This is a genomic window from Pseudomonas sivasensis, from assembly GCF_021391435.1.
In the GTDB taxonomy this organism is placed as follows: Bacteria; Pseudomonadota; Gammaproteobacteria; order Pseudomonadales; family Pseudomonadaceae; genus Aquipseudomonas; species Aquipseudomonas sivasensis.
In genome coordinates, this window is the sequence record NZ_CP090029.1 from 5,852,889 (window position 1) to 5,867,997 (window position 15,109).

At 60.2% G+C, this 15,109-nt stretch carries 14 protein-coding genes and 1 riboswitch; of the genes, 9 read left to right on the forward strand and 5 right to left on the reverse strand.

Going from position 1 to position 15,109, the window contains the following annotated elements; all coding sequences use genetic code 11:
- Position 1 precedes the first annotated feature (1 nt).
- Positions 2 to 1,999, reverse strand: a complete 1,998-nt coding sequence (gene tkt / locus LRO94_RS26635) for a transketolase (protein WP_032884054.1) — start codon at positions 1,997 to 1,999, stop codon at positions 2 to 4.
- A 272-nt stretch (positions 2,000 to 2,271) separates the two neighbouring features.
- On the opposite strand from tkt, the gene LRO94_RS26640 reads away from it, so the two are divergent.
- From LRO94_RS26640 to LRO94_RS26660, 5 genes are all read left to right on the forward strand, one after another.
- On the forward strand, positions 2,272 to 3,267 hold the full coding sequence (locus LRO94_RS26640) for an ArsR/SmtB family transcription factor (RefSeq protein ID WP_032884056.1): 996 nt from the start codon (positions 2,272 to 2,274) through the stop codon (positions 3,265 to 3,267).
- Between the two features lie 18 nt (positions 3,268 to 3,285).
- The gene (gene metK, locus LRO94_RS26645) at positions 3,286 to 4,476 is read left to right on the forward strand and encodes a methionine adenosyltransferase (RefSeq protein WP_032884058.1); all 1,191 of its coding nucleotides are present in this window, start codon (positions 3,286 to 3,288) and stop codon (positions 4,474 to 4,476) included.
- A 214-nt stretch (positions 4,477 to 4,690) separates the two neighbouring features.
- Complete coding sequence (locus tag LRO94_RS26650) at positions 4,691 to 5,041, forward strand: DUF1090 family protein (protein WP_032884059.1); 351 nt, start codon at positions 4,691 to 4,693, stop codon at positions 5,039 to 5,041.
- A 95-nt stretch (positions 5,042 to 5,136) separates the two neighbouring features.
- Positions 5,137 to 6,801 carry an NAD-dependent DNA ligase LigB gene (ligB, locus tag LRO94_RS26655; RefSeq protein ID WP_179179791.1) on the forward strand — a complete coding sequence of 555 codons (1,665 nt, stop codon included), beginning with the start codon at positions 5,137 to 5,139 and terminating at the stop codon, positions 6,799 to 6,801.
- Between the two features lie 67 nt (positions 6,802 to 6,868).
- Positions 6,869 to 7,264 carry a DUF1090 domain-containing protein gene (locus tag LRO94_RS26660; protein WP_095185109.1) on the forward strand — a complete coding sequence of 132 codons (396 nt, stop codon included), beginning with the start codon at positions 6,869 to 6,871 and terminating at the stop codon, positions 7,262 to 7,264.
- Between the two features lie 6 nt (positions 7,265 to 7,270).
- Here LRO94_RS26660 and LRO94_RS26665 read toward each other — a convergent pair whose 3' ends face one another.
- Positions 7,271 to 7,720 (reverse strand): c-type cytochrome, encoded by a 450-nt coding sequence (locus tag LRO94_RS26665; protein WP_179179790.1) that lies wholly within the window; start codon positions 7,718 to 7,720, stop codon positions 7,271 to 7,273.
- 128 nt (positions 7,721 to 7,848) lie between these two features.
- Between LRO94_RS26665 and mltA the strand changes: the two genes are divergently transcribed.
- Positions 7,849 to 9,036 (forward strand): murein transglycosylase A, encoded by a 1,188-nt coding sequence (gene mltA, locus LRO94_RS26670; protein WP_179179789.1) that lies wholly within the window; start codon positions 7,849 to 7,851, stop codon positions 9,034 to 9,036.
- Between the two features lie 57 nt (positions 9,037 to 9,093).
- Here mltA and LRO94_RS26675 read toward each other — a convergent pair whose 3' ends face one another.
- Entirely contained in the window at positions 9,094 to 9,480 is a 387-nt protein-coding gene (locus LRO94_RS26675) for an MAPEG family protein (RefSeq protein ID WP_032884065.1), read from the reverse strand.
- A gap of 205 nt (positions 9,481 to 9,685) precedes the next feature.
- On the opposite strand from LRO94_RS26675, the gene LRO94_RS26680 reads away from it, so the two are divergent.
- Positions 9,686 to 10,945 carry a cation:proton antiporter gene (locus LRO94_RS26680; protein WP_179179788.1) on the forward strand — a complete coding sequence of 420 codons (1,260 nt, stop codon included), beginning with the start codon at positions 9,686 to 9,688 and terminating at the stop codon, positions 10,943 to 10,945.
- Here LRO94_RS26680 and LRO94_RS26685 read toward each other — a convergent pair.
- Both LRO94_RS26685 and LRO94_RS26690 read right to left on the reverse strand, forming a co-directional pair.
- Positions 10,939 to 11,826 (reverse strand): formate/nitrite transporter family protein, encoded by an 888-nt coding sequence (locus LRO94_RS26685; RefSeq protein WP_032884067.1) that lies wholly within the window; start codon positions 11,824 to 11,826, stop codon positions 10,939 to 10,941. The genes LRO94_RS26680 and LRO94_RS26685 overlap by 7 nt on opposite strands.
- A gap of 77 nt (positions 11,827 to 11,903) precedes the next feature.
- Complete coding sequence (locus tag LRO94_RS26690) at positions 11,904 to 12,308, reverse strand: acyl-CoA thioesterase (protein WP_032884068.1); 405 nt, start codon at positions 12,306 to 12,308, stop codon at positions 11,904 to 11,906.
- 198 nt (positions 12,309 to 12,506) lie between these two features.
- Positions 12,507 to 12,613, forward strand: a riboswitch (S-adenosyl-L-homocysteine riboswitch).
- Positions 12,614 to 12,634: 21 nt separating this feature from the next.
- Between LRO94_RS26690 and ahcY the strand changes: the two genes are divergently transcribed.
- Positions 12,635 to 14,044 carry an adenosylhomocysteinase gene (gene ahcY / locus LRO94_RS26695; RefSeq protein WP_032884071.1) on the forward strand — a complete coding sequence of 470 codons (1,410 nt, stop codon included), beginning with the start codon at positions 12,635 to 12,637 and terminating at the stop codon, positions 14,042 to 14,044.
- A 177-nt stretch (positions 14,045 to 14,221) separates the two neighbouring features.
- On the forward strand, positions 14,222 to 15,067 hold the full coding sequence (gene metF / locus LRO94_RS26700; protein ID WP_032884515.1) for a methylenetetrahydrofolate reductase [NAD(P)H]: 846 nt from the start codon (positions 14,222 to 14,224) through the stop codon (positions 15,065 to 15,067).
- The last annotated feature ends 42 nt before the right edge of the window (positions 15,068 to 15,109 follow it).

Genomic DNA, 15,109 nt, shown 5'->3' on the forward strand with positions numbered 1-15,109 from the left:
CTTAGTCTTCCAGCAGCTCTTCAGCCTGACCCAGGATGTTTTCCAGGGTGAAACCGAACTCTTCGAACAAGGCTGGAGCCGGCGCAGACTCACCGTAGGTGGTCATGCCGATCACGCGGCCTTCCAGGCCCACGTACTTGTACCAGTAGTCGGCGTGAGCCGCTTCGATGGCGATACGCGCGCTGACCTGCAACGGCAGGACCGATTGCTTGTAGCCGGCATCCTGGGCTTCGAACACGCTGGTGCACGGCATGGACACAACGCGCACGTTACGGCCTTGGGCAGTCAGCTTGTCGTAGGCCTGAACGGTCAGGCCCACTTCGGAACCGGTGGAGATCAGGATCAGCTCCGGCTCACCCACGCAGTCTTTGAGCACGTAGCCGCCACGGCTGATGTCGGCGATCTGTGCGTCGGTACGCACTTGGTGCTGCAGGTTCTGACGGGAGAAGATCAGCGCCGAAGGGCCGTCTTTACGCTCGATGGCGTGCTTCCATGCCACGGCGGATTCCACCGCGTCGGCTGGGCGCCAGCAATCCAGGTTCGGCGTGGTGCGCAGGCTGGTCAGTTGCTCGACCGGCTGGTGCGTCGGGCCGTCTTCGCCCAGACCGATGGAGTCGTGGGTGTAGACATGGATCACACGCTTCTTCATCAGCGCAGCCATACGTACCGCGTTGCGCGCGTATTCCATGAACATCAGGAAGGTCGCGCCGTAAGGCACCAGGCCGCCGTGCAGGGACACGCCGTTCATGATGGCGCTCATGCCGAACTCGCGCACGCCGTAGTACATGTAGTTGCCGCTGGCGTCTTCGGCCGAGACACCTTTGCAACCTTTCCACAGGGTCAGGTTGGAACCGGCCAGGTCAGCCGAACCGCCGAGGAACTCAGGCAGCAGTGGGCCAAAGGCGTTCAGGGTGTTCTGGCTGGCTTTACGGCTGGCGATGGTCTCGCCCTTGGCCGCGACTTCGGCGATGTAGGCCGAGGCTTTTTCCGAGAAGTCGGCAGGCAGGTCGCCAGCGAGGCGGCGAACCAGCTCATTGGCCAGCTCTGGGAATTCGGCGGAGTAGGCAGCAAAACGCTGGTCCCACTCGGCTTCGGCCGCCAGGCCTTTTTCCTTGGCGCTCCACTCGGCGTAGATGTCGGCCGGAACTTCGAACGGGCCGTGGTTCCACTTCAGCGCTTCACGGGTCAAGGCGATTTCCGCGTCACCCAGTGGGGCGCCGTGGCAGTCTTCTTTACCTTGCTTGTTCGGCGAACCGAAGCCGATGGTGGTCTTGCAGCAGATCAGGGTCGGCTGCGCGCTCTTGCGAGCGGTGTCGATGGCTGTCTTGATCTCTTCCGGATCGTGGCCGTCGACATTGCGGATCACCTGCCAGTTGTAGGCTTCGAAACGCTTAGGGGTGTCGTCGGTGAACCAGCCTTCGACTTCGCCGTCGATGGAGATGCCGTTGTCATCGTAGAAGGCGATCAGCTTGCCCAGGCCCAGCGTGCCGGCCAGCGAAGCGACTTCGTGGGAAATGCCTTCCATCATGCAGCCATCACCCAGGAACACGTAGGTGTGGTGATCGACGATGTCGTGGCCAGGACGGTTGAATTGCGCGCCCAGGACTTTTTCAGCCAGTGCGAAACCTACGGCGTTGGCCAGGCCTTGGCCCAGGGGACCGGTGGTGGTCTCGACGCCTGGGGTGTAGCCGAACTCAGGGTGACCCGGAGTGCGGCTATGCAGCTGGCGGAAGCTCTTGAGGTCATCGATGGTGACGTCGTAGCCGGTCAGGTGCAGCAGCGAGTAGATCAGCATCGAGCCGTGGCCGTTGGACAGCACGAAGCGGTCACGGTCGGCGAAGGACGGGTTGCTCGGGTTGTGTTTCAGGTAATCACGCCAAAGTACCTCGGCGATATCCGCCATGCCCATCGGGGCACCGGGATGGCCGCTGTTGGCTTTTTGCACGGCATCCATGCTGAGGGCACGAATGGCGTTGGCACGCTCACGACGGCTGGGCATCGCTGTTCTCCTGAGGATTTTGAAGAGTGAATGATTAAAAGAAACGGAAAAAAGGACCGGCATTTTCCCTCAGCCACCGCCTGCGGGCAATGACAGATAGTCACTTGTGGCTGTTTTTCCTGTGCTTTGCGCGGCAATCGCCTGCATTGACCGCCTACTTGTTCGTCTAAAAGTTATAGCGGCTGCTTATAACCGCCACTTATCGATCAATATCAAAACTTTTTGATATTGACCTTGCGAGGATATCCACCCGTCACTAGACTGCTGCCCTTATGAATCTACCCGTGCCCTCACTGCGTCCCGACGACGGCGATGAACTGGCAGCCTTGTGCAAGGCCGCTGGCGACCCGTTGCGTCTGAACGTCTTGCGCGCACTGGCAAACGATTCCTTCGGCGTACTGGAACTGGCGCAGATCTTCGCCATCGGCCAGTCCGGCATGAGCCACCATTTGAAGGTGCTGTCCCAGGCCGACCTAGTGGCCACACGCCGCGAAGGCAATGCAATTTTTTACCGCCGCGCCCTGCCCCACACCGACCTGCTCGGCGGCAAGCTGCACGCCTCCCTGCTCGAAGAAGTCGACAACCTGAGCCTGCCAACCGACGTACAGTCGCGTATCGGCCAGGTTCACGGGCAACGCGCAGCGGCGAGTCAGGATTTTTTCGCACGGGTGGCCGAGAAGTTTCGCGCGCAGCAAGACCTGATCGCCGGCCTGCCGCAGTACCGCGACAGCGTGCTGGCGCTATTGGACAAGCTGAGCTTCAGTGATGAGGCGACCGCGTTGGAAGTCGGGCCTGGGGACGGCGGTTTTCTGCCGGAGTTGGCGCGCCGCTTTCATCAGGTAACCGCGTTGGACAACAGCCCGGCGATGCTCGAACTGGCGCGCCAGTTGTGCGAGCGTGAATCGCTGCGCAATGTGACCCTGCAACTGGCTGACGCCTTGAGCGGCACACAGATCAAAGCCGACTGCGTGGTGCTGAACATGGTCTTGCACCATTTCGCCGCCCCCGCCGACGCGTTAAAGCAAATGGCCGGGTTGCTGCACCCCGGCGGTAGCCTGTTGGTTACGGATTTATGCAGCCACAACCAGAATTGGGCCAGGGAGGCCTGCGGTGATCTCTGGTTGGGTTTTGAACAGGACGATCTGGCCCGTTGGGCCACCGCTGCGGGGCTCGTTCCCGGGGAAAGCCTCTATGTAGGCTTACGTAATGGTTTCCAGATCCAGGTTCGCCATTTTCAGCGACCGGCTGGCGACACTCACCATCGGTAATATCAGGAAAACATCGAGATGAGCGAATACTCCCTTTTCACCTCCGAGTCCGTGTCTGAAGGGCATCCGGACAAAATCGCCGACCAGATTTCTGATGCGGTGCTGGACGCCATCATTGCTGAAGACAAGTTCGCCCGTGTGGCGTGCGAGACTCTGGTGAAAACCGGTGTAGCGATCATCGCTGGCGAAGTGACCACAACCGCCTGGGTTGACCTGGAGCAGATCGTCCGTGACGTGATCACCGACATCGGCTACACCAGCTCCGACGTCGGCTTCGACGGCGCGACCTGCGGCGTGATGAACATCATCGGCAAGCAGTCCCCGGACATCAACCAGGGTGTCGACCGTGCCAAGCCGGAAGACCAGGGTGCCGGCGACCAGGGCCTGATGTTCGGCTATGCCAGCAACGAAACCGATGTGCTGATGCCTGCACCGATCACTTTCTCGCACCAGTTGGTACAGCGCCAGGCCGAAGCCCGCAAATCCGGCCTGCTGCCATGGCTGCGCCCGGACGCCAAGTCCCAGGTGACCTGCCGCTATGAAGGCGGCAAAGTCGTCGGTATCGACGCTGTTGTATTGTCGACCCAGCACAACCCGGACGTGTCCTACGCCGACCTGCGTGAAGGCGTGATGGAGCTGATCGTCAAGCACGTACTGCCGGCCGAGCTGCTGAGCAAAGACACACAGTTCCACATCAACCCGACTGGCCAGTTCATCATCGGTGGCCCGGTGGGCGACTGTGGCCTGACCGGTCGCAAGATCATCGTCGACAGCTACGGCGGCATGGCTCGCCACGGCGGCGGCGCGTTCTCCGGTAAAGATCCGTCCAAGGTTGACCGTTCGGCCGCTTACGCAGGTCGTTATGTGGCCAAGAACATCGTTGCTGCCGGCTTGGCCGAGCGTTGCGAGATCCAGGTGTCCTACGCCATTGGTGTGGCCCAGCCTACGTCGATCTCGCTGAATACCTTCGGTACCGGCAAGATCAGCGACGACAAGATCGTTAAGCTGGTGCGTGAGATCTTCGACCTGCGCCCTTACGCGATCACCACCATGCTCGACCTGCTGCACCCGATGTACCAGGAAACCGCAGCCTACGGCCACTTCGGCCGCACCCCGGAGCAGAAGACCGTCGGCGACGACACCTTCACCACCTTCACGTGGGAAAAAACCGACCGCGCCAACGACCTGCGCACCGCCGCCGGCCTGTAAGTACGCGTTGCACCCAAAAGCCCTGCCGGGTTCGCCCGGCAGGGTTTTTTATTGCCTGCGCGATCACCTTCACATTTTTTGGATCCAAACCTTGCAGGCCCAATGATGGCCCTCTAGAATCCGCGCCCTCTCGGGCCCTCTACCTTATTTGGATATTGCCCTGCGCCAGCCCGGGATAGACACGCGCGCAGGCAATCGAACATTGAGGTTTTTCATGCGCATCTCCACGCTCGCCCCTGCTGCCCTTCTGCTCAGCCTGTTCGCCCTGCCGGCCCACGCCGCCGACCTGAGCGCACTGAGTGGCGCCCTGAGCTCCCAGTTGGGTGGCGGTAACTCCGGCGACTGCCAGAAGCAAGCCGCAGACCTGCAAACCAAAATCGATGCGGCCGAAGCCAGCAAAGACACCTTCAAAGTGAAGGCCTTCAAAGCGGCGCAAGACCAGATCAACAAAGGTTGTGACAAACTGTCTGAAGCCCAGGCCAAAGCCGATGCCAAGCAGCAAACCCAGGAAGCCAAGGCTGACAAGCCGGATGCCGTGAAAGCCTTGGGCGGTTTGTTCAAGTAAGCAGAAACACCCGGTAAAAAGCCCCGCACTGTCGGGGCTTTTTTGTGGCCGGGAGGTTCATTTAGGCTGGGCACCCTTTCCGAGCAAGGATGCTCATGATGCGTTTACTGATTGCTCTGTCACTCAGCGCGTTGCCCTTTTTGGCATGGGCCGAAGCCTGTACCGATGAGGCCAGAACCCAGGTCGACACCCTGGCCGAACAGGTCCGTCTGTGGGACGACAGCTACCACCGCCTCGGCCAATCACCCGTCCACGATGAACTCTACGACCAAGCCCGCCAGCGCCTGGCCCATTGGCGCCAGTGCTTCCCTCAAACCCTCGCAAAACCTGACAACCCGCTGGCCGGCGCTCGGGGCACCTTCCGGCATCCCGTTGCTCATACTGGCCTGGAAAAACTGCTGGATGAACAGGCCGTCGGTGCCTGGCTCGATAGCCGACAAGACGTGTGGATTCAACCCAAGGTCGACGGGGTTGCAGTGACGCTGGTGTATCGTCAGGGCCGGTTGGAGCAAGTGATCAGCCGCGGCGATGGCGCACTTGGCCAGGACTGGTCAGCTTCCGCCCGCAGGATCCCCGGCATTGTCCAGCAACTGCCGGAGCCTATCGACGTGGTACTGCAAGGCGAGCTCTATTGGCGCTTGGACGACCACGTGCAATCGACCACTGGTGGGCTCAATGCCCGCAGCAAGGTGGCTGGCCTGATGAACCGTCGACAGCTGACTGACGCCGACGCCGCTGGTATAGGCCTGTTTGTCTGGGCCTGGCCGGACGGCCCAAGCGTATTTACCGAGCGCCTGGCCACCCTGGCACGATGGGGTTTCACCGACAGCCTGCGTTACAGCCAGCCCATCCGAACTCTCACCGAAGCCGCGCACTGGCGCATGTATTGGTACAACCACTCACTGCCCTTCGCCAGTGATGGAGTGGTGCTGCACCAAACATCACGAGCGCCCGGCAAACGCTGGCAAGTCAGCGCCCCCTACTGGGCGGTCGCCTGGAAGTACCCCACTTCCAAGGCGTTGGCTCTGGTACGCAAGGTGCAGTTCAAGATCGGCCGCACGGGGCGCATCACCCCCATTCTGGAGTTGGAGCCGGTGCGGCTGGACGATCGGCAGATCCGCCGGGTCAGCGTCGGCTCCTTGAAACACTGGCAAGCGCTGGATATTCGCCCTGGCGACCAAGTATCCATCAGCCTGGCGGGCCAGGTGATCCCTCGGTTGGACCACGTGATCCTGCGCAATCCCAAGCGGATCGACCTGCCAGTGCCCGACCCGCGAGACTTTCACGCCCTGAGTTGCTGGCAACTGGACCCAGGCTGCGAAGAACAGTTGCTCGCACGCCTGACCTGGCTGAGCAGCAACCAGGGCTTGGCGTTACCGCACATGGGTCGCGAGACGTGGAACGTATTGATCCAGGCCGGTCTAATCGCAGGCTTTCTCGATTGGTTAACCCTGGATGCGGCAGAGCTTGCTAACATTGATGGCTTGGGTGAGCGCAGCCGCACCCGACTGCTCGACAGCCTTCACAGCGCTCGGCAACGACCCTTTGCACAATGGCTAAAAGCCTTGGGTGTGCCGCCTGCGGCCCGCAGCAACCTGGAAGGAAACTGGCAGACACTGGTTGCCAGAGACACCCAGGCCTGGTTGGAGATCGATGGCATAGGTCCGGCTCGTGCAGCGCAACTGAGCGCTTTTTTTCGCGACCCGCAGGTACAGTCCTTAGCTGAAACATTACGTGTGGCCGGAATAGACGGGTTTTGAACGCGCCCCCAGCCACCTTTAAACCACCGCAGAATTCACCCTGCCCTTTGCGAATCTGGAGCCCCACATGAAATTCCTCGCCCCTTTTGCCCTGCTGACCGTCGCAAGCTTCATGGCCACGCCGCTGCTGGCCGCCGAAGAAGCCACCCAACTCACCGGCTGCGCCGCTAAGCGCCAAGCCATCAGTACCCAGATCGAACAAGCCAAGGCCCATGGCAACAGCGACCAACAAGCCGGCCTGGAAAAAGCCCTGAGCGAAGTCACCGCCAATTGCACCGACGCCTCGCTGAGGAAGGAGCGGGAAAACAAGGTGCTCGACGCCAAGCACGACGTCAGCCGCCGTCAGGCGGACCTCGACAAGGCAATGAAAAAGGGCGACGCGGAGAAGATCAACAAGCGTAAGGACAAACTTGCCGAGTCCCGCAAGGAACTGCAGGACGCCGTGGAAGAACTTGACCAGTAAAACCGGTCAGTGGTCCCGAAACTGTTTATGGCAGGCACTGCAGGCATCTTCGACTTTCTGTACGGCAAGGGAAAGGTTACTGGCCTTGTAGGGCTGCACATGGCTGGCGATCACCAATTCACCGGTGGCCGCCTCCAGGTCGCGGGCCAACTGCTGGAATTGCGCTTGTTTTTGCCACACGTCATCCTTGGCGCTGGTGTGATCTTCCTCGCGCACGCTCGGAAAGTGTTTCCAAGGTTCATGGGACAACGCATCGAGCTTGACCGCGCCCTCAGCGAATTTCGCGCCGTCGAACGCAATGCGTCCGCGCAACATGCCGCCCAGGTCTTCGCCGGTCTTGAGCATCTGCTTGAAGATCGCCTTGCGCTGGCCCAAGGGCGAATTCGGATCGACACCGCCGCAGGCAGACACTGCCAGGCAGGCCAACAATACAACCGTCAATTTTTTAAAAGTCATGGTGGCTCAGGGTCACGGGAAACGGCGGCCAGTATCCTCGCCCCACCCGCAAAGACCAATAGCCCTATTAATAATAAGGGTTGCCCAACGGCGCTACGGCGCGGGCAACCGTTTCAGGAATTACATGTATGAGTCTCACATTGAAACCCTGGAGCCGCCGCCTGGCATGGGCTCTGCCGATGATTGCGCTGCTGGCCGGCTGCGACGCGGGCAAGGACACCGGCAAAGACACGGCCAAAGATGAAGTTGCCAAACCCCACGCCGTCGCCACCTATGTAAACGCACCTTGGGAAGCACTGCCGGCGGTGTCCGACAGCGACCTGCTGGCCGGCTTTGAGTCCTGGCGCAGTGCTTGCCAGCGCCTGAAGACCGACCCTGTATGGGGCGCGACCTGCGCGGCAGCGGCCAGCGTGCCGGGCAATGCTGTAGCGGTGCGAGGTTTTCTCAAGGAGCGTCTGGATGTGTTCGGCTTGCGCTCGTCCGATAACACCCCTAACGGTTTAATCACCGGCTACTACGAACCGGTCTACCCCGGCAGCCTCACCAAGACTGCCACCGCCCACGTGCCGGTGTATGGCGTGCCGGATGACCTGATCATCGTCAACCTGGAAAGCATTTATCCTGAACTGAAAGGCAAGCGCCTGCGCGGTCGTCTTGAAGGTCGCGTGCTCAAGCCTTATGACGATGCCAGCGCCATCAACGGCCAAGGCTCCACAGCTAAGCCGATCGCCTGGCTGACCAACCCGATGGACCTGCAATTTCTGCAAATCCAGGGTTCAGGCCGCATTCAATTGAAAGACGGGCGCCAACTGCGCGTCGGTTACGGCGACCAGAACGGCTATCCCTACCGCCCTATCGGCCGCTGGCTGGTGGAGCAAGGCGAGTTGAAAAAAGAAGACGTGACCATGGGCGCCATCAGCGCCTGGGCGAAGGCGCACCCGGAGCGAATCCCGGAACTGCTGGCGAGCAACCCCAGCTACGTGTTCTTCAGTGCTCGCCCCGACAGCAACGAAGGCCCACGTGGCTCGCTGAACGTGCCGTTGACCGCCGGCTACAGCGTGGCGGTGGATCGCAAAGTCATCCCGCTGGGCAGCCTGCTGTGGCTGTCGACGACAAAGCCCGATGGTTCGCCGATCGTTCGACCGGTCGCGGCCCAGGACACCGGCGGTGCAATTACCGGTGAGGTGCGTGCGGATTTGTTCTGGGGCACCGGCGATGCGGCAGGTGAGCTGGCGGGGAACATGAAGCAGCAAGGGCAAATCTGGATGCTATGGCCCAAGGGCGCAGCGTTGCCGCAGGTGCCGGAGATACTCTAGATCAACTGTGGGGGCGGTTGGACTTGCCGCCCCTCACAAGTGGATCTGCGTCACGGCTCAGATCGAGACAAAGAAGAAACTCGCAATCAACGCCATGCCCACGAACCACACCAGTGAACGCAGGATCGCCCAATCGGCCACGTAGCAAATGATGTACAAGAGGCGGCTGGTGATAAACAGCACGGCCAGTACATTGATGGTCACCAGTTCGGCCGTACCCGCCAGGTGCGCGATAATCACCGCCGCCGCAAATGCCGGGGTGACTTCAAAGCTGTTGAGCTGGGCGTTGTGGGCGCGCCGAGCGAACCCATCGAGAGTCTCCAGAAAAGCGCGAGGGTCATGGTTCTGCCTCGGCCCGAACTTGCCCTGACTGAACTTGGCCAACCCTGTGCACAGGTAAGGCAAGAAAATTGCGATCAACACACACCAGAAAGCTACCGTCATCACTGATTCCCTTTTAGTTTTCTATTTTTAATTTGAAACAGAAATTAGAGTTTTAGCACCAATTCTGGCAAGCCGCACCCACCGCTATGAGCCGCCACACGCCAAAAGGTTCTACCGGTGTTTTGCGCCCTGCCTGCAACCTCAGGCCGCTGTGGCGGTCCATCCACCCACTCATGACTGATCTTTCCCACTCCAAGGACCCCGGATGCTTGAACTTGTCGCCGCCTTCATTTGCCTCACCACCCTGCTCACCTATGTGAACTTCCGTTTTATCGGACTGCCGCCCACCATCGGGGTGATGGTCACAGCCCTGCTGTTTTCCCTGATCCTGCAAGGCTTGAGCGTGCTCGGCTACCCAGGCCTTGAGGAGCGTATCCAGCAACTGATCGGCCAGATCGACTTCGGCGACTTGCTGATGAACTGGATGCTGTCATTCCTGCTGTTCGCCGGCGCTTTGCACGTCAACCTCAACGATCTGCGCAGCTACCGCTGGCCCATCGGCCTGCTGGCAACCTTCGGCGTGTTGATCGCTACCGTAGTGATCGGCAGTCTGGCGTACTACATTTTTGCCCTGTTCGGCTGGCACGTGAGCTTCCTCTACTGCTTGCTGTTCGGCGCACTCATCTCACCCACGGACCCGATTGCGGTACTCGGTGTATTGCGAACCGCCAATGCGTCGAAACCGCTGAAAACCACCATCGTCGGCGAGTCGCTGTTCAACGACGGTACAGCGGTGGTGGTATTTACCGTGCTGCTGGGCATCGCACAATTGGGCGAGACGCCTACCGTGGGCGCCACAGCCATGTTGTTTGTCCATGAAGCCGTTGGCGGCGTGGCGTTCGGGGGGCTGATCGGCTATCTGGTCTACCTGATGATCAAGAGCATCGAACAGCACCAGATCGAAGTCATGCTGACCCTCGCCCTGGTGATCGGCGGCTCAGCGATGGCCACCGAGCTGCACGTCTCCGCCCCGATTGCGATGGTGGTGGCCGGGCTGATCATCGGTAACCTCGGGCGCAAGCTGGCGATGAACGACATGACCCGTCGCTACCTGGACGGTTTCTGGGAATTGCTCGACGACATGCTCAACGCTCTGCTGTTTGCGCTGATCGGCATGGAATTGCTGCTGTTGCCGTTCAATTGGCTGCACGTATTCGCGGCCAGTTTGCTGGCAGTGGCGATCCTGCTCTCACGCCTGCTAACTGTGGCCCCGGCGATCCTGCTGCTGCGCCGCTGGCGTACCGTGCCGCGCGGCACCATCCGCATCCTCACCTGGGGCGGCTTGCGCGGCGGGGTTTCGGTGGCACTGGCTCTGGCCCTGCCACTGGGGCCGGAGCGCGATCTGCTGCTGAGCATCACCTACATCGTGGTGCTGTCGTCGATCCTGCTGCAGGGTTTGAGCATCGGCAAACTGGTCAAACGCGTGACCCGGGACGCCCCCCAGGCCACGCCTGACGCTCACTGATCCTTGTCGATAGGTTGCGGATGCCTTGGGTCCGCAGCCTTCTTACCCGGCAAGCTGCCTTCACTGCGAATCTGCGCATGGCTGATCAAGGCAAAGATAAAGCTGCCACCGATGATATTGCCGGCCAGAGTCGGGCCGGCAAACACCAGCCAGAAATCCTTCCACGGCAACTCGCCGGCGAATACCAGATAAGACACTTCCGCAGACCCCACCACGATATGGGTGAAATCCCCCAGCGCCATCAGGTAGGTGATCAGGATGATGATCCACATCTTGGCGCTTTCCATCGACGGGATCATCCACACCATGGTGGCGATCATCCAGCCGGAGACGATGCCTTTGGCAAACATCTGGCCGGTGTCGTTCTCCATGATCTTGCGCCCGATTTCCAGGAAGGCCTGGTCGGTCTTTGTATCGAAGATCGGCAAGTGCAGCATCACATACGCCACCAACAGGGTGCCGCAAAGATTACCCACCAGCACCACCGACCACAGCCGTAACAGGCGCCCGGCATTGCCAAAGGTCGGCTTGCTCATCACCGGCAGCACCGCGGTCAGGGTGTTTTCGGTGAACAGCTGCTGCCGCGCAAGGATTACCGCGAGGAATCCCGCGCAGTAGCCGAAGCTGGCAATCACCTTGAAGGCTTCACCCTCGGGAAGACGTGAATTGAGCAACCCCATGGCCATCAGCGACAGGCCCATGGTCAGTCCGGCCGCCAGTGCCGACCACCACAAAGCGGCAACACTGCGCTCCAGCTCCTGATCTCCCTGGGTGCGGATAATTTCATGCAGGACCGCCGCGCGGGGCGGCTGGTTGTCGTCAACGTCCTGTTGCTCTTCCTGGGATAAGTTGGGGGTCTTGCCGTCTTGTTGCGTGGCCATGGCGATACCTGAACGGGGGGGCGGTGTTCAGGTACGACCTATGGCCGATCAATAGCGTTCACTGGTCCGACGCAGGATTATTCGCTGACGCCGTCGTCCTGGAACTGGTCTTTGACGTACTTGATCTCGGTACGCCCGTGAGGCGCCGGCAATCCGTCTTCGCCGAGGTTGACGAAGACCATTTTCTCAACCGTGAGGATGCTCTTGCGGGTGATCTTGTTGCGCACTTCACAGGTCAAGGTGATGGAGGTGCGGCCGAACTCGGTGGCGGTGATGCCCAGTTCGATGATGTCACCCTGGCGCGAGGCACTGACGAAGTTGATTTCGGAGATGTACTTGGTCACCACCCGTTGGTTGCCCAGTTGGACAATGGCGTAGATGGCTGCTTCTTCGTCGATCCAGCGCAGCAGGCTGCCACCGAACAGGGTGCCGTTGGGGTTGAGGTCTTCAGGTTTTACCCATTTGCGGGTGTGGAAGTTCATGGTCACTCCAAAGCGTCTTGCCGAATGATGGGCGACATCATGGCAGAGCCCAGGCCCAAGCTCTATGAGCCATTGCCTATCAAGCCCATGAACGATCTTCATGCCGCCGACAGAAAGGCTTGGGAAGTCTGGCGCACACGGCTATAATCGCCCCCGTTTCAAAACGGTCATCTTCGATTGATACCGTTCTCCCGCCACCTGTCCGAGGGGCGCTGCAGCAGGCTAGGCCTGTCAGGCTCGGATGGGGCGTTGTCCGGCCTGATTCCCCTGGCCTGATACTAAACGCACAACGGCGCCCATTCGCACACTACGAATGGAGGCTCTTCATGAGCGCTGTCAACACGCCTGCAGATTTCACCGACTACAAAGTCGCCGACATGTCCCTCGCTGCCTGGGGCCGTCGCGAAACCTTTATCGCCGAATCCGAAATGCCAGCCCTGATGGGTCTGCGCCGCAAGTACGCCGCTGAGCAACCACTCAAAGGCGCGAAGATCCTCGGCTGCATCCACATGACCATCCAGACTGCCGTGCTGATCGAAACCCTGGTTGCCCTGGGTGCCGAAGTACGCTGGTCGTCCTGCAATATCTTCTCGACTCAAGACCAGGCCGCCGCAGCTATCGCCGCTGCCGGTATCGCGGTTTATGCCTGGAAAGGCGAGACCGAAGAAGAGTACGAGTGGTGCCTGGAACAAACCATCCTCAAAGATGGCGCGCCTTGGGACGCCAACATGATCCTCGACGACGGCGGCGACCTGACCGAGCTGCTGCACAAGAAATACCCGGCGATCCTGGACCGTGTCCACGGCGTCACCGAAGAAACCACCACCGGCGTACACCGCCTGCTGGACATGCTGGCCAAGGGCGAGCTGAAGATCCCGGCCATCAACGTCAACGACTCGGTGACCAAGAGCAAGAACGACAACAAGTACGGCTGCCGTCACAGCCTGAACGACGCCATCAAGCGCGGCACCGACCACCTGCTGTCGGGCAAGCAAGCCCTGGTGATCGGCTACGGTGACGTGGGTAAGGGTTCTTCCCAGTCCCTGCGCCAGGAAGGCATGATCGTTAAGGTCTCCGAAGTCGACCCGATCTGCGCCATGCAAGCCTGCATGGACGGTTTCGAAGTGGTTTCGCCGTTCATCGACGGCGTCAATGACGGCACCGAAGCGAGCATCGACAAAGCCCTGCTGGGCAAGATCGACCTGATCGTGACCACCACCGGTAACGTGAATGTTTGCGACGCGAACATGCTCAAAGCCCTGAAGAAGCGCGCCGTTGTCTGCAACATCGGTCACTTCGACAACGAGATCGACACCGCTTTCATGCGCAAGAACTGGGCATGGGAAGAAGTGAAGCCGCAGGTACACAAGGTTCACCGTACCGGCGCTGGCGATTTCGACCCGCAGAACGATGACTACCTGATCCTGCTGGCCGAAGGCCGTCTGGTTAACCTGGGCAACGCAACCGGCCACCCGAGCCGCATCATGGATGGTTCATTCGCCAACCAGGTACTGGCCCAGATCTTCCTGTTCGGCCAGAAGTACGCCGACCTGTCGCCAGCCCAGAAAGCCGAGCGACTGACCGTGGAAGTACTGCCGAAGAAACTCGACGAAGAAGTGGCCCTGGAAATGGTCCGCGGCTTCGGCGGCGTAGTGACTCAACTGACCAAGACCCAGGCCGACTACATCGGCGTGACCGTCGAAGGCCCGTTCAAGCCGCACGCTTACCGCTACTGATTTGCCTGTGCCCGCTCTCTATCTTAAGGGGAGCGGGCTTTATGTGGGAGCGGGCTTGCTCGCGAATGCGGTGTTTCAGTCAACTTATTCTTCACTGACATACCGCATTCGCGAGCAAGCCCGCTCCCACATTGACGGTGTACACACTCCGGCTTCTGAGTTTCAAAGGGTATGACCATGTCCCAAGACCGTCGCTACAGCTTCGAGTTCTTTCCCACCAAGACCGATGCTGGGCATGAAAAACTGATGGCGACTGCCAAACAGTTGGCAAGCTACAACCCCGACTTCTTCTCCTGCACCTACGGCGCTGGCGGCTCGACCCGTGATCGCACGATCAACACCGTGTTGCAGCTGGAAAGCGAAGTCAAAGTTCCCGCCGCGCCGCACTTGTCGTGCGTGGGCGACAGCAAGGACGACCTGCGCGGCCTGCTGACCCAATACAAACAAGCCGGCATTCAGCGCATCGTCGCCCTGCGCGGCGACTTGCCCTCCGGCATGGGCATGGCCAGCGGTGAGCTGCGCTACGCCAATGACCTGGTGAGCTTCATCCGTGAAGAAAGCGGCGATCACTTCCATATCGAAGTGGCGGCTTATCCGGAGATGCATCCTCAGGCGCGCAATTTCGAAGACGATCTGCAGAACTTCGTACGCAAGGCAAACGCGGGCGCCGACAGCGCGATCACTCAGTACTTCTTCAACGCCGACAGCTACTTCTATTTCGTCGAGCGCGTACGGGCCATGGGTGTGAACATCCCGATCGTGCCGGGCATCATGCCGATCACCAACTACAGCAAGCTGGCACGTTTCTCGGACGCCTGCGGTGCCGAAATCCCACGCTGGGTGCGCAAGCAACTGGAAGCCTACGGCGACGACGTCAAGAGCATCCAGGCGTTCGGCGAACAGGTCATCAGCGAAATGTGTGAACGTTTGTTACAAGGTGGCGCGCCAGGGTTGCACTTCTATACCCTGAACCAGGCTGAGCCGAGCCTCGCTATCTGGAACAACCTTAAACTGCCACGCTAAGCCGGTTTAATAGCAGTTCCCGGCCCTCGTTATCACGGGGGC